General features: G+C 71.9%; 17 protein-coding genes. 11 read left to right on the top strand and 6 right to left on the bottom strand.

Translation table 11 applies throughout. The features are described from left to right. The first annotated feature begins 35 nt into the window (after window positions 1-35). From GWK25_RS33870 to GWK25_RS33880, 3 genes are read left to right on the top strand one after another with little or no spacing between them, the layout of a single operon-like run. Window positions 36-2,144: a dipeptide/oligopeptide/nickel ABC transporter permease/ATP-binding protein gene (locus GWK25_RS33870; protein ID WP_215455359.1), complete on the top strand. Its 2,109-nt coding sequence runs from the start codon at window positions 36-38 to the stop codon at window positions 2,142-2,144. Continuing rightward, complete coding sequence (locus GWK25_RS33875; RefSeq protein ID WP_215455360.1) at window positions 2,141-3,181, top strand: ABC transporter ATP-binding protein; 1,041 nt, start codon at window positions 2,141-2,143, stop codon at window positions 3,179-3,181. The genes GWK25_RS33870 and GWK25_RS33875 overlap by 4 nt, the downstream gene beginning before the upstream one ends. Before the next feature lie 32 nt (window positions 3,182-3,213). Further along, entirely contained in the window at window positions 3,214-4,149 is a 936-nt protein-coding gene (locus GWK25_RS33880) for a dihydrodipicolinate synthase family protein (protein ID WP_215455361.1), read from the top strand. A gap of 127 nt (window positions 4,150-4,276) precedes the next feature. On the opposite strand, the gene GWK25_RS33885 is transcribed toward GWK25_RS33880, so the two are convergent. Further along, the gene (locus tag GWK25_RS33885; RefSeq protein WP_374200658.1) at window positions 4,277-5,008 is read right to left on the bottom strand and encodes a TerB family tellurite resistance protein; all 732 of its coding nucleotides are present in this window, start codon (window positions 5,006-5,008) and stop codon (window positions 4,277-4,279) included. 210 nt (window positions 5,009-5,218) lie between these two features. Then, on the bottom strand, window positions 5,219-6,949 hold the full coding sequence (gene leuA / locus GWK25_RS33890; protein ID WP_215455362.1) for a 2-isopropylmalate synthase: 1,731 nt from the start codon (window positions 6,947-6,949) through the stop codon (window positions 5,219-5,221). Between the two features lie 410 nt (window positions 6,950-7,359). Between leuA and GWK25_RS33895 the strand changes: the two genes are divergently transcribed. From GWK25_RS33895 to GWK25_RS33915, 5 genes are all read left to right on the top strand, one after another. Beyond that, window positions 7,360-8,430, top strand: coding sequence for a M4 family metallopeptidase (locus GWK25_RS33895; RefSeq protein WP_215455363.1), 1,071 nt, complete (start codon window positions 7,360-7,362; stop codon window positions 8,428-8,430). Window positions 8,431-8,488: 58 nt separating this feature from the next. Continuing rightward, window positions 8,489-8,755 carry a protealysin inhibitor emfourin gene (locus GWK25_RS33900; RefSeq protein WP_215455364.1) on the top strand — a complete coding sequence of 89 codons (267 nt, stop codon included), beginning with the start codon at window positions 8,489-8,491 and terminating at the stop codon, window positions 8,753-8,755. 88 nt (window positions 8,756-8,843) lie between these two features. After that, window positions 8,844-10,178 carry a GH1 family beta-glucosidase gene (locus GWK25_RS33905; protein ID WP_215455365.1) on the top strand — a complete coding sequence of 445 codons (1,335 nt, stop codon included), beginning with the start codon at window positions 8,844-8,846 and terminating at the stop codon, window positions 10,176-10,178. Further along, window positions 10,175-11,428, top strand: a complete 1,254-nt coding sequence (locus GWK25_RS33910; protein WP_215455366.1) for an MFS transporter — start codon at window positions 10,175-10,177, stop codon at window positions 11,426-11,428. Before GWK25_RS33905 ends, GWK25_RS33910 begins: the two co-directional genes overlap by 4 nt. Before the next feature lie 269 nt (window positions 11,429-11,697). Then, a complete protein-coding gene (locus GWK25_RS33915) occupies window positions 11,698-13,635 on the top strand; it encodes a protein-arginine deiminase domain-containing protein (protein ID WP_215457795.1) in 1,938 nt (645 codons plus the stop codon). A gap of 69 nt (window positions 13,636-13,704) precedes the next feature. Here GWK25_RS33915 and GWK25_RS33920 read toward each other — a convergent pair whose 3' ends face one another. Next, the gene (locus GWK25_RS33920; RefSeq protein ID WP_215455367.1) at window positions 13,705-13,941 is read right to left on the bottom strand and encodes a hypothetical protein; all 237 of its coding nucleotides are present in this window, start codon (window positions 13,939-13,941) and stop codon (window positions 13,705-13,707) included. A 61-nt stretch (window positions 13,942-14,002) separates the two neighbouring features. Next, a complete protein-coding gene (era, locus tag GWK25_RS33925) occupies window positions 14,003-14,965 on the bottom strand; it encodes a GTPase Era (protein ID WP_177261760.1) in 963 nt (320 codons plus the stop codon). Between the two features lie 142 nt (window positions 14,966-15,107). Between era and GWK25_RS33930 the strand changes: the two genes are divergently transcribed. Both GWK25_RS33930 and GWK25_RS33935 read left to right on the top strand, forming a co-directional pair. After that, on the top strand, window positions 15,108-16,421 hold the full coding sequence (locus GWK25_RS33930; RefSeq protein WP_215455368.1) for an ammonium transporter: 1,314 nt from the start codon (window positions 15,108-15,110) through the stop codon (window positions 16,419-16,421). Beyond that, window positions 16,418-16,756, top strand: coding sequence for a P-II family nitrogen regulator (locus GWK25_RS33935; RefSeq protein WP_215455369.1), 339 nt, complete (start codon window positions 16,418-16,420; stop codon window positions 16,754-16,756). Before GWK25_RS33930 ends, GWK25_RS33935 begins: the two co-directional genes overlap by 4 nt. Window positions 16,757-16,831: 75 nt before the next feature. On the opposite strand, the gene GWK25_RS33940 is transcribed toward GWK25_RS33935, so the two are convergent. Continuing rightward, window positions 16,832-17,308 carry a hypothetical protein gene (locus GWK25_RS33940; protein ID WP_215455370.1) on the bottom strand — a complete coding sequence of 159 codons (477 nt, stop codon included), beginning with the start codon at window positions 17,306-17,308 and terminating at the stop codon, window positions 16,832-16,834. Between the two features lie 428 nt (window positions 17,309-17,736). Here GWK25_RS33940 and GWK25_RS33945 point away from each other — a divergent pair, with 428 nt between their 5' ends. Next, window positions 17,737-19,311, top strand: a complete 1,575-nt coding sequence (locus GWK25_RS33945) for an oxidoreductase (RefSeq protein WP_215455371.1) — start codon at window positions 17,737-17,739, stop codon at window positions 19,309-19,311. Between the two features lie 69 nt (window positions 19,312-19,380). On the opposite strand, the gene GWK25_RS33950 is transcribed toward GWK25_RS33945, so the two are convergent. After that, window positions 19,381-19,740, bottom strand: coding sequence for a cytidine deaminase (locus GWK25_RS33950; protein WP_215455372.1), 360 nt, complete (start codon window positions 19,738-19,740; stop codon window positions 19,381-19,383). Window positions 19,741-19,745: the final 5 nt, after the last annotated feature.

Below are 19,745 nucleotides of genomic sequence, written 5' to 3' on the forward strand. Positions count from 1 at the left end.
CTGTACGGGCGTTCGGGGCGGGAGCTGATGCCCTGATGTTCGGTCTGATCGTGACCACGCGCAGGCGCCTGACCGAGGCCCTGTCCCGGCCCGGTGTCCGGCCGCGCTCCTGGCGCGGCCTGCCGCCGCTGTCCCGGATCGCGGTCTGCTTCCTGGCGGTCGTGGTCCTCACCGCGCTCCTCGCACCGTGGCTCGCCCCGTACGACCCGCTCGACCAGCGGAGCCTGGTCGGCGGCACGGGCGCACCCTGCGCCGACCACTGGATGGGCCAGGACAGCCTCGGCCGGGACATCCTGAGCCGGCTGATGTACGGGGCCCGCTGGTCGCTGGCGATCGGACTCGGCGCGACCGCGCTGGCCCTCGTCGTGGGCGCGGTCGTCGGCGCCGTCGCGGCGACCTCGCGCAAGGCGGTCGACGAGACGCTGATGCGCTGCCTGGACGTGGTCATGGCGTTCCCCGGCATCGCGCTGGCCGCCGTCCTGGTCGCCGTCTTCGGCGGTGGGATCACCGTGCTGATCTGCGCGATCGCGTTCCTGTTCACCCCGCCGGTCGCCCGGGTCGTCCGGGCCAACGTCCTCGACCAGTACGGCGAGGACTATGTGACCGCCGAGCGGGTGATAGGGGCCCGCACCCCGCACATCGTGGTCCGGCACGTGGCGATCAACTGCGCGGCCCCGGTGCTCGTGTTCTGCACCGTCCAGGTCGCCGAGGCGATCGTCTTCGAGGCGTCGCTGTCCTTCATCGGCGCGGGCGTACGGCCGCCGGACCCGTCCTGGGGCAGTGTCATCGCGGACGGCAAGAACATGGTGCTGACCGGCGGCTGGTGGGCGACCGTCTTCCCCGGCCTGCTGATGCTGGTCACGGTCCTCTGCCTGAACATGCTCTCCGAGGGCGTCTCCGACGCGTGGGCGGCGCCGGCCGCGCGGAGCACGGAGCCGCCAGGGCGGCCGGAGCCGCTGCAGGGGACGGACCGGGAGGAGCCACAGGAGCGGGGCGGCCGGCCGGAGCCGCAGGAGCAGGGCGGCCGGCTGGAGGTCACCGGGATCGGTGGTGGTGCGGAGGAGGCGGGCGGCGAGGCGGTGGGCGGAGAGGCTGCGGGCGGCGGCGAGGTCGCGGAGTTGCCCGGTCTGGCCGAGGCGGCCGCGCGGCTGCGCTCCCGGGCCCGCCCCCTCCCCGAGGGCCGGCCCGTGCTGTCGGTTCGGGACCTGGCGATCGGCTTCGACGAACGGCACCGGGGCGTGGACATCGTCGACGGCATCAGCTTCGAGGTCCGCCCCGGTGAAGTGCTGGGCCTGGTCGGCGAGTCGGGCTGCGGCAAGTCGCTGACCGCGCTGACGGTGATGGGCCTGCAACCGAGGGGCGCCCGGGTGCGCGGACAGGTCCTCTTCGGCGAGCGGCAGTTGGTGGGCGAGCCGATGCGGGCCCGACGCCGGCTGCTCGGCCACGAGATGGCGATGGTCCACCAGGACGCCCTGTCCTCGCTGAACCCGGCGATGACCGTCCGTGCCCAGCTGAAGCAGGTGGTGCGCAGGGGCGGCAGACGCCCCGCGCCCGAACTGCTGCGCCTGGTCGGCCTGGACCCCGACCGCACCCTGCGCAGCTATCCGCACGAACTCTCCGGCGGCCAGCGCCAACGCGTCCTCATCGCGATGGCCCTGTCCCGCGACCCCCGGCTGATCGTTGCCGACGAGCCGACGACCGCGCTCGACGTCACCGTGCAGGCGCAGATCATCGAACTGCTGCTGCGGCTGCGCGCGGAACTCGGCTTCGCGCTGATCCTCGTCTCCCACGACCTGGCCCTGGTCGCGGACGTGACCGACCGGGTGGTGGTGATGTACGGCGGGCAGATCGTCGAGACGGGCATCACGGCGGACCTGGTCGAGCGGCCCTCCCACCCCTACACGCGCGGGCTGCTGGGCAGCGTCCTCTCCTTGGAGTCGGCGGCCGAGCGGATGACCCAGATCAGGGGTGTCGTCCCCGCGCCCGCCGACTTCCCGGCGGGCTGCCGCTTCGCCGACCGCTGCCCGAGGGCGAGCGGGGTCTGCCGCACGACGGCCCCGGCCCTGCTGGGCGGCCGTGCGCACACGGTGGCCTGCCACCACCCGGTGGTGGACCTCAGGGACGGGAGGGAGACGGTCAGGTGAACGCGCTCGTGGAGGTCTCCGGCGCCCATGTCGTCCACCGGGCGCGCGGCGGCGGGTTGTTCACCCGGGACCGGGTGTACGCCCTGACCGGCGCCGACCTGGTGATCGCGCCCGGTGAGACGGTGGGCGTGGTGGGCGAGTCGGGGTGCGGCAAGTCGACGCTGGCGAAGCTGCTGGTGGGGGTGGACCGGCCGACGGCCGGGACGGTGGCGTACCGGGGGCGGGACCTGTGGTCGATGGAGCCGGGTGAGCGCCGGGCGACCGTCGGCGGCGGCACGGGCATGATCTTCCAGGACCCGTCGACGGCCCTGAACCGCCGGCTGACGGTCCGCCGGATCCTGAGGGACCCGCTGGACGTGCACCGGCGCGGCACCCCGGCCGAACGGGAGGACCGGGTGCGGGAGTTGATGTCGCTGGTCGGCCTGCCCCCGGCGCTCGCGGACGGTCTGCCCGGACAGCTCTCCGGCGGTCAGCGGCAACGCGTGGCGATCGCACGGGCGTTGGCGCTCGACCCTGAACTGGTGGTCGCGGACGAGCCGACGAGCGCGCTGGACGTCTCGGTCCGCGCCCAGATCCTCAACCTGCTCCTGGACCTCAGGGAACGCCTGGGTCTGGCGCTGGTCTTCGTCTCGCACGACATCCAGACGGTACGGCGGATGAGCGACCGGGTGGTCACCATGTATCTGGGCCGGATCGTGGAGGAGACCCCCGCGGCCCTGGTCACCGGCCGCGCCCGGCACCCCTACACCCGCGCGCTGTTCTCGGCGACGCCGGGCCTGCTGGACCCGATCGACCCGATCCCCCTGGTGGGCCCCGTCCCGTCGGCGACGCGCCCGCCGAGCGGCTGCCCGTTCCGTACCCGGTGCTGGAAGGCGGACGACGTCTGCGCGGAGATCATGCCGGACTTCGCGGCCGCGTCGGCCCCCGGACACCGCTTCCGCTGCCACCATCCTGTGCAGGAGACGGACTCGACGCGGGACCTGGTCGCCCAGGCGGTGGCCGCGCCCGCGCCGGACGCCGTCCACGATGCCCAGTGACGTCCAGCGAAGTCCAGCACCAGGGAGCCGCCATGTCCTTCCCCGCCCCGCTGACCGGTGTCATCCCGCCCGTCTGCACGCCTCTGACACCGGACCGCGAGGTGGACGTCCCCTCGCTGGTCCGGCTGGTCGACCATCTCGTGGCGGGCGGGGTGGACGCGCTGTTCGTGCTCGGTTCGTCGTCGGAGGCTGCTTTCCTGACGGACGCGCAGCGGCGGCGGGTCGTGGAGACCGTGGTCGCTCACGTCGGCGGCCAACTCCCGGTCCTCGCGGGGGCGATCGACATGACCACACCGCGCGTCCTGGACCACGTCCGCGCCGTGACCGCCGCCGGGGCGGAGGCCGTCGTGGCGACCGCCCCGTTCTACGCGCGCACCCACCCGGCGGAGATCTCCCGCCACTACCGGCTGCTCGCCGCCGGTTCCCCCGTCCCGGTCTTCGCCTACGACATCCCGGTCGCCGTCCACTGCACGCTGCCCGCCGAGGTGGTCCTGGAGCTGGCGGCGGACGGGGTCCTCGCCGGCCTGAAGGACTCCAGCGGAGACCTGGCCGCGTTCCGCAGGGTGGTCACGGGCGCCCGCACCGATCCCGCCCGCACCGGTTTCAGCTGCCTCACCGGCTCCGAACTCCTCGTGGACTCCGCGCTCGCCCTGGGCGCCGACGGCGCGGTGCCGGGGCTGGCAAATGTCGATCCCGTCGGGTACGTCCGCCTCCACCGCCTCTTCCGGGCCGGCGACCTGGACCGGGCCCGCGCCGAGCAGGAGCGCCTGTGCGCCCTCTTCGGCATGGTCGGCGCCGGGGACCCGGCCCGCATGGGCGGCTCGTCCTCCGCCCTCGGCGCCTTCAAGGCCGCCCTGCACCTGCGCGGCGTCATCGCCTGCCCCGCCACGGCGGAACCCCAGGTCCCCCTGTCGGAGGCGGAGACCGAGCGGGTCGGCAAGTACCTGGCGGCGGCGGGCCTGCTCTGAAGAGCCCTCGGGAGCCAGGACCAGGAGCCGGGGGGTGCTCAGATCGCTCCCGGGGTCACCCTCCCCGACCGGCCCGGGCGGGTGTCCTGCTGGTACGGGGTCCCGCTGAGACGCGGCCCGGGTCCGGTCAGGACGGGGTCCGGGCCGCCGTGAGGAGGCGGGTCACGTCGTCGGCGCAGATCGTGAGCGCCGCCCCCACCGTGGCCAGCGCGTCCCGTTCCGCCGGGGTGTACGGCCCGTCCGCCAGCGCGATCCGCGCGCCCTGGAGCAGGATCGCCTCGCGCCCGGTCGGGGCGAGGTGGGGCGCCAGCGGGTCGAGGGCCTCGTGGAGCTCTATGGCCAGACCGGGGCCGCACGGTTCGCCGTGGACGCGGCCCGTGTCCGCAGCCAGGGCCTCGACCAGGGCGCCGAGTTGGTCCTCCGTGCAGTCGTCGAACCCGGCGGAGCGGACGGCGCCCGCGGCGACGGTCAGCGAGGTGCGCGAGCAGGTGCCGCCGGCCGCGAGCACGGCGAGGGCGACGGTGTGGACGGCGTCGCGGAGCATCGCGGAGAAGCGGGTGGTGGTGGGGTGGTCGAGGACGTCGAGGGTGTAGTGGTGGCGGCAGGCCGCGCATTCGACGACGGGCCCGGTCTCGCCGCGGGGCAGGACGGGGACGCCGAGGAGGGTGAAGCGGCGGCGGCCGGTGAGGCGCTGGTAGTTGCGGTCGCCTCCGCAGCAGGGGCAGAAGAACTCGCCGTCACCGACGCCCGTCCACGCGATCCGGGTCCCCAGCACACGCGAGAACCCGGTGGCACGGCTGGTCCGCCCGTCGCGGGCGAGCGCGGCGGCACGGCCGATCGGGTCCCGTCCTGGCAGCACGTCGCACCTCCGTAACTCCCCCACACACGGCCCCTCGGGCGCGGGAAGTGCCCCCTCGGCAACATTGCCGCGCTTGCGTGATGTTAGCCACATCGATGAGGCGCAGTCAGTACTCCGGACGAGGCCTTCCCGCGACCTGCACACGGTTTGGCCGGTTAACGACGGGCCCCGTCCGCCGGAATCCGGCGAACGGGACCTTCAAACCGCCGGTCAGGCTGGTCGGCGGGCCGCTCGGTTGACGGCGGAGACGACCGCCTTCAGCGAGGCACGCGTCGTGTTCGCGTCGATCCCGATGCCCCACAGGACCTTGTCCTCGATGGCGACCTCGATGTACGAGGCGGCCTGCGCGGAGGCGCCCTCGCTCATCGTGTGCTCCTGGTAGTCCAGCAGCCGCGCGTCGATGCCGATGCCCTGCAGCGCGTGGAAGAACGCCGAGATCGGGCCGTTGCCGGTGCCGACCAGGGTGGTCTCCACACCGTCGACCTCGGCCTCCACGGTCAGCGTGTCCACGCCGTCCTTGTCGGTGGTCGACTGGTTGTTGCGGACCTGGACGCGGCCCCACGGGTTGTCGGGGTTGGGCAGGTACTCGTCCTGGAAGACGGCCCAGATGTCGGCGCCGGTGACCTCGCCGCCCTCGGCGTCCGTCTTCGCCTGGATCAGCTTGGAGAACTCGATCTGCATCCGGCGCGGCAGGTCCAGCTTGTGGTCGTTCTTCAGGACGTACGCGATACCGCCCTTGCCGGACTGCGAGTTGACCCGGATGACGGCCTCGTAGGACCGGCCGACGTCCTTGGGGTCGATCGGCAGGTACGGGACGGCCCACTCGATGTCGTCGACCGTCTTGCCCTGTTCCTTCGCGGACGCCTCCATGGCGTCGAAGCCCTTCTTGATGGCGTCCTGGTGGGAGCCGGAGAAGGACGTGTAGACCAGGTCGCCCACGTAGGGGTGGCGCGGGTGGACCTCCATCTGGTTGCAGTACTCCCACGTGCGACGGATCTCGTCGATGTCGGAGAAGTCGATCTGCGGGTCGACGCCCTGCGAGAACAGGTTCATGCCCAGGGTGACCAGGTCGACGTTGCCGGTGCGCTCGCCCTGCCCGAACAGACAGCCCTCGACGCGGTCGGCGCCGGCCATCAGCGCCAGCTCGGCCGCCGCGACGGCGGTGCCGCGGTCGTTGTGCGGGTGGACGGAGATGCAGACGTGCTCGCGGCGGGAGATGTTGCGCCCCATCCACTCGAAGCGGTCCGCGTGCGTCGACGGCGTCGAACGCTCCACCGTGGCGGGCAGGTTGAGGATGATCTCGCGGCCCGGACCGGGCTGCCAGACGTCCATGACCGCCTCGCAGACCTCCAGGGCGAAGTCCAGCTCGGTGTCGGTGAAGATCTCCGGGCTGTACTGGTACCCGAACTCCGTCTCCGGGCCCAGCAGCTTCTCCGCGTACTCCATCACCAGCCGCGTACCGTCCACGGCGATCTGCTTGATGTCGTCCTTGGAGCCGCGGAAGACGACCCGGCGGAAGACGGGCGCGGTGGCGTTGTACAGATGGACGGTGGCCCGCTTGGCGCCCTTCAGGGACTCCACGGTCCGCTCGATCAGGTCCTCACGGGCCTGGGTCAGTACGGAGATGGTGACGTCGTCCGGGATGACGCCCGGCTCCTCGATGATCGACCGTACGAAGTCGAAGTCCGTCTGTCCGGACGCGGGGAAGCCGACCTCGATCTCCTTGTAGCCCATCTTGACCAGCTGGTCGAACATCCGGCGCTTGCGCTCGGGCGACATCGGGTCGATCAGGGACTGGTTGCCGTCGCGCAGGTCGGTGGAGAGCCAGCGGGGGGCGACGGTGATCCGGTTGTCGGGCCACGTGCGGTCGGGGATGTCGACCTGCTCGTACTGCCCGTACTTGTGGATCGGCATGGACGTGGGCTGCTGGCGGTTCGCCATGGTGCGTGGGCTCCTCGATGGTCCGGAAAGGACGGCCGACGACGCAACGCCAAAGCACCGCGGGGAGGGGGTCGGCCTCGACTACAGGCCCTCGCCGCGGCAGCTAAGGAGAAGCAGCCCGAAACGCATGATGCGGAGCAGCCTAGCCGAGCCGTTTCTGCCGTGCGGGGTCGTATCAGTATGCGGGACCGAGGCCGAATAGGGGGCAAAAGGTGCGCAAGCCCACATGGGGCGCGACAACGCACCCTTCCAGGGGCGCGGGGAGCTGCGCGAGAACCCCCCACCCACTGCAAGTCCGACCTCAACCCTCAGTAACACGACGGTGACGAATCGCAACCCATACAGCCACATTTCACCAATCATGGTTGCCCCCAGTGACAGTCCCCGAACGGAGTGCAATCGTGCGGGACATGACCACCAACGGGGGCCACGAGCCCGTCTTCTGCACAGTCGTCCCACCCCACGTCCTCGACAAGCTCTCCCAGGCCGAGGACCCGGTGCTCGCCGGCGCCGCGCGCAAGACCCTGGAGCGCGACGCCCTCGAACGCACCCACCGCCGCCTGACCACGGTCATCGGCGCCCCGTCCGTCACCGCGCCCGTCGGCGCCGAGGCCGGCACCCCGCACCGCACGATCCACGACGCCCGCCACGGCACGGACCTGCCCGGCAGGAAGGTGCGCGGCGAGGGGGACGTGCCCGGCAAGGACGCCACGGTCAACCGCGCGTACGCGGGCCTGGGGGCGACCTACGAACTGTTCTGGAAGTCCTTCGCCCGCGACTCCATCGACGGAGGCGGGCTGCCGCTGGACGCGACCGTGCACTACGAGCGCGACTACAACAACGCCTTCTGGAACGGCGAGCAGATGGTGTTCGGCGACGGGGACGGGGAGATCTTCCTCGACTTCACCATCCCGATCGACGTCATCGGCCACGAACTCAGCCACGGCGTCACCCAGTACACGGCGAACCTCACGTACTTCGGCCAGCCGGGCGCGCTCAACGAGTCGATGTCGGACGTCTTCGGCGCCCTCATCAAGCAGTACACGCTCGGCCAGACCGCCGCCGAGGCGGACTGGCTGATCGGCGCCGGCCTGCTGGCACCCCGCGTCACCGGGGTCGCGCTCCGGTCGATGAAGGCCCCGGGCACGGCGTACGACGACGACGTCCTCGGCAAGGACCCGCAGCCGGCGACCATGGACGACTTCGTCCGCACGGGCCGCGACAACGGCGGCGTGCACATCAACTCCGGGATCCCCAACCACGCGTTCTACCTCGTGGCCACCGCGCTCGGCGGCCACGCCTGGGAGCGGGCCGGACAGATCTGGTACGACGTCCTGACCGGCGGCGCACTGGACAAGCAGGCCCTCTTCGTCGACTTCGCCACGCTCACGGTCAAGGCGGCGAAGGACCGCTACGGACAGGGCGACGAACTGACGGCGGTGCTGAAGGCCTGGGAGCAGGTGGGTGTGCGCACCCTGTAGGGCGCGGCGGGCGGCGGCGGTGCTGCGCCGCGGCCCCGATCCGTACTAGACAGGACCCATGCGGATTGAAGTGCGGCGCACGGGCGGTTTCGCGGGCATCGAGCGGCACGCGGTGGTGGACACCGCCGGGCGGCCCGATGCCCCCGACTGGCACGCCCTCGCCGAACGGGCCCTCACCACCGGCCGGGCTTCGCCGGGGCTCGGGGTGCCGGACGGTTTCTCGTACGAGATCACGGTGGACGGCAGGGTCGTGCGCTGCGCGGACCCCACGCTGTCGGAGGAGCAGCGGGAGCTGATCAGAAGGGTGCTCAAGGAGGGTGCGTGAGCGCCCCGTCGGCGGTGCTCCGGGTGCGTAACGGGCACTTCACCCGCGGGCGTTGACTTCCGTTACCCGTGGTACGGATGATCCGCCCATGGCGACGAACGCGACCAACCCGATACCCCAGTTCCCGGCAGGCTTCCTGTGGGGCGTCTCGACCTCCGCGCATCAGATCGAGGGGGCCGCGGGCGAGCGCGAGCCATCCGTGTGGGACACCTTCTCGGCCGAGCCGGGCCGGATCAAGGACGGCTCGACGGCGGCGGTGGCCTGCGACCACTTCCACCGCTACCCGGAGGACGTGGCCCTCCTGCGCGACCTGGGCGTCGGCGCGTACCGCTTCTCCGTCTCCTGGCCCCGGGTGAACACCCCGAAGGGCCTGGACTTCTACGACCGGCTGGTGGACGAGCTGGTGGGCGCCGGCGTACGCCCCGTGCCGACCCTCTTCCACTGGGACCTGCCGTCGTCGCTGGCGGAGACCGGCGGCTGGCTGAACCGGGACACGGCCGAGCGGTTCGCCGAGTACGTCGCCGTCGTGGCCGCCCGGCTCGGCGACCGCGTCGGCAAGTGGATCACTCTCAACGAGCCCGCCGAGCACACGCTGCTGGGCCACGCCCTCGGCACCCACGCGCCCGGCAAGCAGCTGATGTTCGACGCGCTCCCGGCCGCCCACCACCAGCTGCTGGGCCACGGTCTGGCCGTACGGGCGCTGCGCGCGGCCGGTGCCACGGACATCGGCATCGCCAACTCGCACGGACCGACCTGGCCCGCGTCGCAGGAGCAGGCGGACGTCGAGGCCGCCGGCTTCTACGACCTGCTTCTCAACCGCCTGTTCGCGGAGCCGGTCCTGCTGGGCGAATACCCGGAGGGGATCGGTGAGTTGATGCCGGGCACGGACATCGACTCCGACCTGAAGACCATCTCCGAGCCGATCGACTGGTACGGCGTCAACTACTACGCCCCGACCCGTGTCGGCGCCCCCGAGGGTGAGGACATCGAGTTCGGCGGCATCTCCATCCCGGCCGAGCTGCCCTTCACCGTCAAGCAGATCGATAACGTCCCCACCACCGACTTCGGCTGGCCGGTCGTCCCCGAGGGCCTCACCGAGCTCCTCACCGGCTTCCGCGACCGCTACGGCGACCGGCTGCCGCCCGTCGTCATCACCGAGAACGGCTGCTCCTACGAGGGCGTCGACGACCAGGAGCGCATCGCTTACCTGGACGGCCATGTGCGCGCGCTGCACGCGGCGTCCGAGGCGGGCGTCGACCTCCGCGGCTACTTCGTGTGGTCCCTACTCGACAACTTCGAGTGGGCCGAGGGGTACGCGCGGCGGTTCGGCCTGGTCCACGTGGACTTCGACACGCAGGAGCGGACCCCGAAGGCGTCGTACGCCTGGTACCGGGACCTGCTGCGGGCCCAGAGCAGAGCATGACGACCACACGGCCGACGGAGGCCCTCGCCGAGCCCGTCGAGCGGGTCGGCGGGGGCTGGACCTCGGCCCTGGCGCTGGCCAACGCGGCGATCTGGGTGGGCTGGTACGGCCCGCTGCAGATCCTGCTGGCCTCCCAGGCGGAGGACTTCGCCCCCGGCGCGAGCATGTCGAAGGAGTCGGTGCTGGCGTGGGTCACCGGGGCCGGGGCGGTCGTCTCGCTGCTGGCCACGCCGCTGTTCGGGGCGCTGTCGGACCGTACGACGTCCCGCCGGGGCCGCCGTACGCCGTGGATCGTGGCGGGTTCGGCGGGCGGGGCGGTCGCGCTGCTGCTGCTCGCGGGCGCGGGCGGGCTGTGGACCATGGTGGCCGGCTGGTGTCTGGTGCAGCTCACGCTGAACGCGTCCTGGGCGGCGGTCACCGCGGCGGTCCCGGATCAGGTACCGCGGCTCCAACGGGGCTCCGTGGGAGGCTGGTTGGGGGCGGCACAGATCCTGGGCGTGGTCGGCGGCACCGGGCTGGCGACACTGGGCGGCGGCGTGGGCGCGGGCTATGCGGCGTGTGCGGTGTTCACGCTGGTGGGCGTGTTGCCGTACGTGCTGGCACACCGGGATGCCCCGTTGCCGGCGGTGGCCCGCCCGGAGTGGTCGTGGCGGGGGTTCCTGGCGGGCTTCTGGCTGAGCCCGCGGCGCCACCCGGACTTCGCGTGGGCCTGGCTGACGCGCTTCCTCATCAATCTGAGCAACGCGGTCGGCCTGCTCTACCTGCTGTTCTACCTGCGGGACCGGGTCGGGTACCCGGATCCCGAGGAGGGCGTGCTGATCCTCACGGTGGTGAACGCCGCGACGCTGCTGGCGACCGTGGTGGTGTCCGGGGTGTGGTCGGACCGGGTGGGGCGGCGCAAGCCGTTCGTGTACTGGTCGGGGCTGCTGATGGCGGCTGCAACCGGACTCATCGCCCTCTGGCCGACCTGGACCGGCGCGCTCGTCGCCTCGGCCCTGCTGGGCCTCGGCTTCGGTGTGTTCACCTCGGTCGACTTCGCCCTCATGACCGACGTCCTGCCGAAGGCCCTCGACCGGGGCAAGGACCTGGGCGTCATCAACGTGGCCAACTCCCTGCCCCAGGTGGCCGCTCCGGTGCTGGCGGCGCCGATCGTGTCGCATCTCGGCGGCTACCGGACGCTGTACCTGGTGGCGGCGGTGATCGGACTGGCGGGGGCGGTGCTCGTGGGACGGATTCGCGGCGTGGAGTAGGTGGGGGTGGAGCGCGCCCTACCGTGACGTGCGGTCGGGCCCGCCTCTGACGCACGGGACGCGCCCGAGCGTGGCGTACAGATCGCGCCCGGCCGTCGCCGTTCACAGCCGGAGTGCGGCAGATCACTGTTTCACAGGCGCCGCACAGACAACGGAATCGCGCTCTCGTCCGTCTTCACTGCTGACCACGCTCGCCGCCGAAGGGACGCTCTGTGCCTACGCGTTCAACCAGACCCACCCGAACCCGCCCCGCACGGCAGGCGATAGCCGTGCTGGCGGTGTCCGGGACGCTCCTCGCGACGCCCTCGCTGGCGGTGCCCTCGGCGTTCGCCGCCGGGGCGCCCCCGACCGATCTGCGCGTGGACACCAACCGCGACGGCACGGTCGACGTCACCGGCACCACCGACACCTCCGGCGAGAACGGCTGGACCGTCGCCCGCGGCGCCCTGATGCTGCCCAACATCGACGACGACACCCGCCGCTGCCCGGCGACCGGCCCGAAGGGCAAGCCCCTCTCGGACGCCAAACTGGCCGCCTGCAACGACGCCTCCGACACCAAGGTGAACGGCACCGCCGACACCGCCGACCTGGCCCGCGTCCGGTCCGTGCCGATGCGCGGCGTGCCGGCCGGGGCACAGGGCACCGTGAAGGTGACGGCGGGCGCCACGCAGACCCGGGTGTTCGTCAAGCGGGGCAAGAAGTGGGAGCCGGTCACGGCCAAGACCCGCCTTTCGCGGGCCGAGTTGAAGGCCGGCGTGGAGTTCGGCGTCGAGGCCAGGGACGTCATCCGGGACACCGCCAAGTGGGACGGCCTCGCCCGGATCCGGCTGACGGTGAAGTCCTCGGCCGGCACCTCCGCCGACTCGGTCACCCTGCGTGTGGCCCCGCTCCTCACCCACCACCACCTGCAGAACGCCCAGCGGTTGCTGGTCACCAAGATCTCCGGCGGCAACTACGGCAAGCTCAACGCCGCCTTCCGCAAGGGCCTGGACAAGGCGGCCAAGGACGCCGGCATCACCCAGCCGACGGTGAACTTCACCGAGTACGGGGACATCTGGGCGCAGGACTTCGTCGAGCCCGCGTACGTCAGCATGACCGGCCCGGACGGCAAGCGGCAGTCGATGCGCGTGATGCTGCGCTCCGCCCAGTTGGACCGCGAGTCCGGCCGGGAGCTGTTCGAGAAGATGCGCGGCCCGAACATCGGTGCCGTACAGGTGACGGGCGCCAAGGACTCGGAGGAGTGGACGCTCAACTCCATGGGCAACCTGGAGACCATTCCGCCGTACGCCCACGGCGACCGTTCCTTCCCGGCCGGCCGGATCATCATGGGCCAGCGCCCGGACGTCGGCTCCAAGCCGGCGAAGGTGATGCGGACCTTCCTGAAGTCCCAGGGCATGCAGGACCCGCTGTTCCTCGACACGTCATGGCTGCACGTGGGCCATGTCGACGAGTTCGTGCAGTTCCTGCCCGCCGACACCCCGCGCGGCTGGAAGATCGCGGTCGCCGACCCCGAGGCGGGGCTCAAGCTGCTGCGCGACGCGAAGGCCGCCGGTCACGGCTCGACGAAGATGTTCTCCCTGAAGCTCGGCCCCACGGAGACCATCGACAAGGCCCTCGCCTCGAAGCACCTGGTCTCCGACAACAACCTCGCCACCCGCAAGATCGAGGCCAACCTCGCGGTGCTCAAGCGCGAGACGGGCGTCACGGACGCCGAGGTCGTCCGTGTCCCGGCCCTCTACACCCAGGGCACGGAGATGGTGGGCGAGACGCAGTCGGGCGACGCCAAGACCCGTCTGCCCCGGCTGACCCGCCTCGGCGCCGGCGCCGAACTCCCGGACGTGGCACGGGACTACGGCCAGCAGCGCCGTCTCGACGAGACGACGGCGGACCAGGGCGCGAAGGGCCGGGAAGGCTTCGGTGCCGCCTCCCCCGCGGCGCCCGCGCCGTCGGTGATGACCAGCGCGTATGTTCCCGGCGCGGTCAACGGCATCGTCCTCAGCCGCACGAACTACCTGGCGCCGCGCCAGTGGGGCCCGGTCATCGGCGGCAAGGACATCTTCACCGAGGCGGTGACGGCCGCGTACACGAGCGCCGGCATGAAGGTGTCGTACCTGGACGACTGGGAGACGTACCACCTCGGCATGGGCGAGATCCACTGCGGCACGAACACCCTGCGGAGCACCTCCGCCGCCTGGTGGACGCGCTGACACCGGCCACCGCCGGACCTCGCACGACCTGACGGCCGCCGCCCCGGAGAACCGGGGCGGCGGCTCTTTTCACGTCTGCTCCCGCTCCCGCAGGTCCTCCAGCCGCACCAGGGCGTCGTGCGCCGTGTGCCGTTCCTCGTCGGTGAGTTCGACGTCCGCCGCCCGCGCCGGCGCGCCCGTCGCCGTCTCCTCGTCGCCGAGCCGGAGGGCCACGTCCGCACGCAGCACGAGGAGGTGCAGCAGCTCCGCCCCGGACGGCCGCACGGCGCCCTCCCGCAGCGCCCGGTCGACGGGCTCCTCACCCAAGTCAAACTTGACCAGAGAGCGCGACGGAACAGACACCGCCCTCAGCGAGTCACGCCGCCCCTCAGAACCCCAGCTTCCGCAGCTGTCGGGGGTCGCGCTGCCAGTCCTTGGCCACCTTCACATGGAGGTCGAGGAAGACCGGCGTGCCCAGCAGGGCCTCGATCTGCTTCCTCGACTTGATGCCGACCTCCTTCAGGCGCTTGCCCTTGGGGCCGATGATGATGCCCTTCTGGCTGGGGCGCTCGATGTAGACGAAGGCGTGGATGTCGAGGAGGGGCTTGTCGGCGGGGCGGTCCTCGCGGGGGAGCATCTCCTCCACGACGACGGCGATGGAGTGCGGGAGCTCGTCCCGGACGCCCTCCAGGGCCGCCTCACGGATCAGCTCGGCGATCATGACCTGCTCGGGCTCGTCGGTGAGGTCGCCCTCGGGGTAGAGGGCGGGGCCCTCCGGGAGGAGGGGGACGAGCAGGTCGGCGAGCAGGTCCACCTGCTTGTCGGCGACCGCCGAGACGGGCACGATCTCGGCCCACTCGAAGCCCAGCTCCTTGCCGAGCTGGTCGATGGCGATGAGCTGCTCGGCGAGCGCCTTGCTGTCCACCAGGTCGGTCTTGGTGACGATCGCGATCTTCGGCGTCTTCTTGATGGACGCCAGTTCCTTCGCGATGAACCGGTCACCCGGACCGAGCTTCTCGTTCGCGGGCAGACAGAAGCCGATCACGTCGACCTCGGCCCAGGTCGTGCGGACCACGTCGTTGAGGCGCTCCCCGAGCAGGGTGCGCGGCTTGTGCAGCCCCGGGGTGTCGACCAGGATCAGCTGCGCGTCAGGCCGGTGCACGATGCCCCGGACCGTGTGCCGCGTGGTCTGGGGCTGGTTCGCCGTGATCGCCACCTTCTGGCCGACCAGAGCGTTCGTGAGAGTGGACTTGCCCGCGTTGGGGCGGCCCACGAAGCAGGCGAAGCCGGCGCGGTGGGCGGCCTCGGCCGGCTGCTCGGATGACTGGGTACGGACGCTCATGGCGCCCATTCTCCCTGATCCCCGGAGCCCCGCCGCACCCACCACGGACCGTGAGCTTTCCGAAACCCCCACGCAACGAAACGTCACGGAAACACACCCGTACGCGTCCGGAAACCCACGCCGATCACCCTCTGACGAGCCCCCGTACCCGTTGGAGACCACCGTGCCCCTCGCCTCCCAGGCCATCGACACCGGCGACACCGCCTGGCTGCTCGCCGCCACCGCCCTGGTCCTGCTGATGACCCCGGGCCTCGCGCTCTTCTACGGCGGCATGGTCAGGACCAAGAGCGTCCTCAACATGCTGATGATGAGCTTCGTCTCGATCGCGCTGGTCACCGTGGTGTGGCTGACCGCCGGATACTCGCTCGCCTTCGGCGACGACGCCTTCGGCGGGCTGATCGGCGGCCTGGAGCACCTCGCCATGAGCGGTGTCGGTCCCGCGAGCGTCCACGGCACCGTGCCCACCGTCCTCTTCGCCACCTTCCAGCTGACCTTCGCGATCATCACGGCCGCGCTGATCAGCGGCGCCATCGCCGACCGGGCGAAGTTCGGGGCATGGCTGGTCTTCGTGCCGGTGTGGGCGCTGCTCGTATACGTTCCGGTCGCCCACTGGGTGTGGGGTCCGGGCGGCTGGATCCTCGACGACCTCGGCGCCCTGGACTTCGCGGGCGGCCTGCCGGTCGAGGTGACCTCGGGCGCCTCCGGACTGGCCCTCTGCCTGGTCCTCGGACCCCGGCTGGGCTTCAAGAAGGAGGCCATGCGCCCGCACAACCTCCCCATGGTCATGCTGGGCGCGGGTCTGCTCTGGTTCGGCTGGTTCGGCTTCAACGCCGGCTCCGCGCTCGGCGCCAACGGTCTGGCCGCCGCCGCGTTCCTCAACACCCTGGCCGCCGGCTGCACCGGGCTGCTCGGCTGGCTCTTCGTCGAGCAGAAGCGCGACGGCCACCCCACGACGCTGGGCGCGGCCTCCGGCGCGGTCGCCGGCCTGGTGGCCATCACCCCGTCCTGCGGCTCGGTCTCACTGCTGGGCGCGCTGGTCATCGGCCTCGCCGCGGGTGTCGTCTGCTCCTACGCGGTGGGCTGGAAGTTCAGGCTGAACTACGACGACTCGCTCGACGTCGTCGGTGTCCACCTGGTCGGCGGGATCATCGGCACGGTCCTGATCGGCGTCTTCGCCGCCCGGTCGATGACCGGCGGGGCCGAGGGGCTGCTGTACGGCGGCGGGCTCGCGCAGCTCGGCAAGCAGGTGGTGGCCGTGGTCGCCGTCGGGGCGTACGCGTTCCTGGTGACGTACGGCATCGGCAAGCTGATCGACAAGGTGCTGGGCTTCCGCGCGGAGGAGGAGCACGAGCACACCGGTCTCGACCTTACGGTGCACGCCGAGACGGCATACGATCACGGCGTCCTGGGCCACGGCGCCCCGGTCACCTCGTCCGCTCCCTCCCCCCAGAAGGCCAAGGCATGAGACTCATCACCGCGATCGTCAAGCCGTACCGCCTCGACGCGGTCAAGACCGCACTCCAGGAGATGGGTGTGCACGGTCTGACCGTCAGCGAGGCCAGCGGTTACGGTCGGCAGCGCGGCCACACCGAGGTGTACCGGGGCGCCGAGTACCAGGTGGACCTCGTCCGCAAGGTCCGGATCGAGATCGTCGTCGAGGACGCCGTGTCCGACGACGTCATCGACGCGATCGTGAAGGCGGCCCAGACCGGGAAGATCGGCGACGGCAAGGTGTGGGCGCTGCCGGTCGAGACGGTCGTACGGGTGCGGACGGGCGAGCGGGGTCCCGACGCGCTGTAGACGGGAGCGGGGGGAGGGGTGGTACCGCCGGGTGCGGTACCACCCCTCCCCCGTTCACTCAGGCGCGGCGAGGGGTCACTCGAAGACGAACGGGCCCGGCGACTGCGGTCCGCTCGCCGTGCAGGTCACGGGGAAGCCGAAGACCACCATCTGCAGGGAGCCGCCGAACGCCTCCAGGCTGTCGCCGGGGGCGACGGTGCCGGTGAGCGGGCCCACCACCATGCCGTCGCCGGCGGCCAGGGCCGGGTTCTCGGTGCCGGTGAAGGCCGTCGTGCCGCCGCCCGCCTTGACGAAGGTGAGCGTGGACTGGATGGAGTCCTCGGCGAGGGCGATCGGTGCGGTGATCCCCTCGGAGGAGAGGGTGACCGTGGCGGACGTACCGCTCTGGGTGGCCGTGAGCGTGGCCTCGCCGGAGCCGCCGATCGTGCAACTGGCGTTGATGGTCGCGGTCTGCGGGGTGACCGCGAGGGCGGTCGGCGCGAACGCGAGTCCGGTGACGGCCAGCGTCCCTGCCGCGAGCGCCGAGCCGACTCCGAGTCGTATGCGTCTCATCGTGCGAATTCCCTTCCCTGGTACGGGAGGCGCACGGGGCCTGGGGGAGCCCTGTGCGTCCCGGTACGGGCGTTGCCATGTGGGGGCGGTGCAATGCGCGGCCGCGCGGCGGAATGTGACGGTCCGCCAAGAGAACGGCTCCATTGAGACGTGCGCGGGCCGAGATTGCAAGAGATGCTCCGGCGGCTGCGCCAAGGGTCGGCGAAAGTGGCCGAAGCCGTTCGCCGACCCCCCGGCGAACTCCCCGGCACGGCCGGGGCGGTGAGCCGATCTGTCCCGCGCCGCACGGTTTCGCCGGTGGCACGGCCCGGGTGTCCACTCGCCGACGCAAGATTCTCACGCAGCTCGGAGGACTGTTACCGGCCGTAACACTACGCCGTGAGCGCCCACCGGTCCCCCGGGAATCCGAAGATCACTACCCTGTACCGGTGCTCACCTACGAGGAGTTGACGGGGCCGGAACGTGAGCTGTGGGACGCGTTCCCGGAGGGGCGACGGGTCGATCTGCGGACGGGGGTGGCGGAGGAGGACCTGGTCACCGAGGGCGCGGGCTGGGGGCCCGAGCGCACGGTGCGGGCGGCGGTGATCGCGGCGCTGTTGCTGGGCGCCAACGCCGCCCAGCGGCCGGGCGCCGTCGGCTCGCTCTCCCTCGCCGGGGCCCGGATCTCGGGCCATGTCGACCTGGCCGGCGCCCGGATCGAGCATCCCCTGTGGCTGGAGGGGTGCTGGTTCGAGCAGGAGGTGAACCTGTACGGAGCGGAGACCCGGACCGTCGCGATCATGGGCAGCCGGGTGCCCCGCCTGGAGGCCGGGGCGAGCCGGATCGGCGGACGCCTCGACCTGCACGGCACCCAGGTGGAGGCGGGGCCGCCCTCCTCGCCCTTCCACCGCAGGAGCACGGCCCTGTCGCTCGTCAACGCCCATGTGGCGGGCGGCATCATGCTGAACAGGGCCCGGCTGATCGCCCCCGGCGGATGGGCGATGGCCGCCGGTGGCCTGGTGGCCGAAGGTGGCCTCTTCTGCCGGCGCGGCTTCGTCGCCGAGGGCGAGATCCGGCTGCTGGGTGCCCAGTTGCCCGGCGGCCTGTTCCTCCAGGGGGCCCGCCTGGAGCGGCCCGGGCCGCACGGGGTGACCCTCGCCCTGGACAACGCGGTCGCCCAGATCGTCGACTGCTCCGACGGGTTCGTCTCCCACGGCACCGTCCGCATGCGGGGTACCCAGATCATGGACAACCTGTCCTTCGAGGGCGCCGTCCTGAACGGAGCACCCGCCGACGGCGAGAGCACCGGACCGGCCCTGGTGGCCATGCTCATGCAGGCCGCCGACTTCGACTTCGCCCTGGCCCGGAGACCGGCGGGAGCGGTGGACCTGCGGGGCGCCCAGGTGTCCTACCTCCACGAGAGCGCGCACAGCTGGCCGGAGATCGTGGAACTGGACGGCTTCGTCTACGGCTCGATCAAGTCCGCCGAAGCGGACGGCGGGCGACGGGAGGCGGTGAGCGGTCCGGCGGCCGTGGCCCGCCGCGTGGAGTGGATACGCCGCAGCCCGGGCTACAGCCCGCAGCCGTACGAGCAACTGGCGGCCTGGTACCGCAAGGTGGGGCACGACGACGACGCCCGCCGGGTGCTGCTGGCCAAGCAGCGCCACCGGCGGCGCACCCTCTCACCGGCGGCCCGCGCCTGGGGCCACCTCCTCGACGCGACGGTCGGCTACGGCTACCGCCCCTGGCTGGCCGGCGTCTGGCTCCTCGCCCTGGTCCTGCTGGGGACGACGGCGTTCGACGCGGGCTCCCCCACTCCGGTGAAACGCGGCGAGGGCGCACCGTTCCAACCGCTCGTCTACACCCTGGACCTGCTGATCCCCATCGGCGGTCTGGGCCAGCGAACGGCCTGGTACTGGACGAACGACATCCTCCAGTGGCTGGCCTACGCCCTGATCGCCGTCGGCTGGATCCTCACGACGGCCGTCATCGCGGGGGTGACCCGCACTCTGCAGAAGAACTAGGGGCTCGACAACTGCGGCCGGGCGGACGTGCGTCCGTCGCGGTCTCGGTCCGGACGGACCGCCGTGCCCTCAGCCCGCCGTCACCGTCGTGCGCACCGATCCGTCCGGCCCCGCCAGCAGGACCGGGGTCTGCGGGCCGCCGAGGTCCCGCACGGCCGCCCGGTCCTCGTCGGAGACGGTCTCGGCGGCGGTCACCACGGCCGCCGCCTCCAGGGACTTCGCGCCGGAGGCCACCGCCATGGCGACGGCCGTGCGCAGCGCGCTGAGCCGCAGGGATTCCAGGGCCACGGTCCCGGCGACATACGTACGGCCGGTCTCGTCACGTACGGCCGCCCCCTCGGGCACACCGTTGCGGGCCCGCGCGGAACGGGCGAGGGTGACGATCTTCCGGTCCTCGGGATCGAGGTCGAGCGCGCTGCTGTCGGTCATGAGCC

This window comes from Streptomyces sp. ATCC 21386 (genome assembly GCF_018728545.1).
GTDB lineage: Bacteria > Actinomycetota > Actinomycetes > Streptomycetales > Streptomycetaceae > Streptomyces.

What these genes read in the sequence shown, in the direction of transcription:
- GWK25_RS33870 (WP_215455359.1), top strand. Translation starts at nt 36, where the DNA reads ATGTTCGGTCTGATCGTGACCACGCGCAGGCGCCTGACCGAGGCCCTG.
- GWK25_RS33880 (WP_215455361.1), top strand. Translation starts at nt 3,214, where the DNA reads ATGTCCTTCCCCGCCCCGCTGACCGGTGTCATCCCGCCCGTCTGCACG.
- leuA (WP_215455362.1), bottom strand. Translation starts at nt 6,949, where the DNA reads ATGGCGAACCGCCAGCAGCCCACGTCCATGCCGATCCACAAGTACGGG.
- GWK25_RS33895 (WP_215455363.1), top strand. Translation starts at nt 7,360, where the DNA reads ATGACCACCAACGGGGGCCACGAGCCCGTCTTCTGCACAGTCGTCCCA.
- GWK25_RS33900 (WP_215455364.1), top strand. Translation starts at nt 8,489, where the DNA reads ATGCGGATTGAAGTGCGGCGCACGGGCGGTTTCGCGGGCATCGAGCGG.
- GWK25_RS33905 (WP_215455365.1), top strand. Translation starts at nt 8,844, where the DNA reads ATGGCGACGAACGCGACCAACCCGATACCCCAGTTCCCGGCAGGCTTC.
- GWK25_RS33910 (WP_215455366.1), top strand. Translation starts at nt 10,175, where the DNA reads ATGACGACCACACGGCCGACGGAGGCCCTCGCCGAGCCCGTCGAGCGG.
- era (WP_177261760.1), bottom strand. Translation starts at nt 14,965, where the DNA reads ATGGGCGCCATGAGCGTCCGTACCCAGTCATCCGAGCAGCCGGCCGAG.
- GWK25_RS33935 (WP_215455369.1), top strand. Translation starts at nt 16,418, where the DNA reads ATGAGACTCATCACCGCGATCGTCAAGCCGTACCGCCTCGACGCGGTC.
- GWK25_RS33940 (WP_215455370.1), bottom strand. Translation starts at nt 17,308, where the DNA reads ATGAGACGCATACGACTCGGAGTCGGCTCGGCGCTCGCGGCAGGGACG.
- GWK25_RS33950 (WP_215455372.1), bottom strand. Translation starts at nt 19,740, where the DNA reads ATGACCGACAGCAGCGCGCTCGACCTCGATCCCGAGGACCGGAAGATC.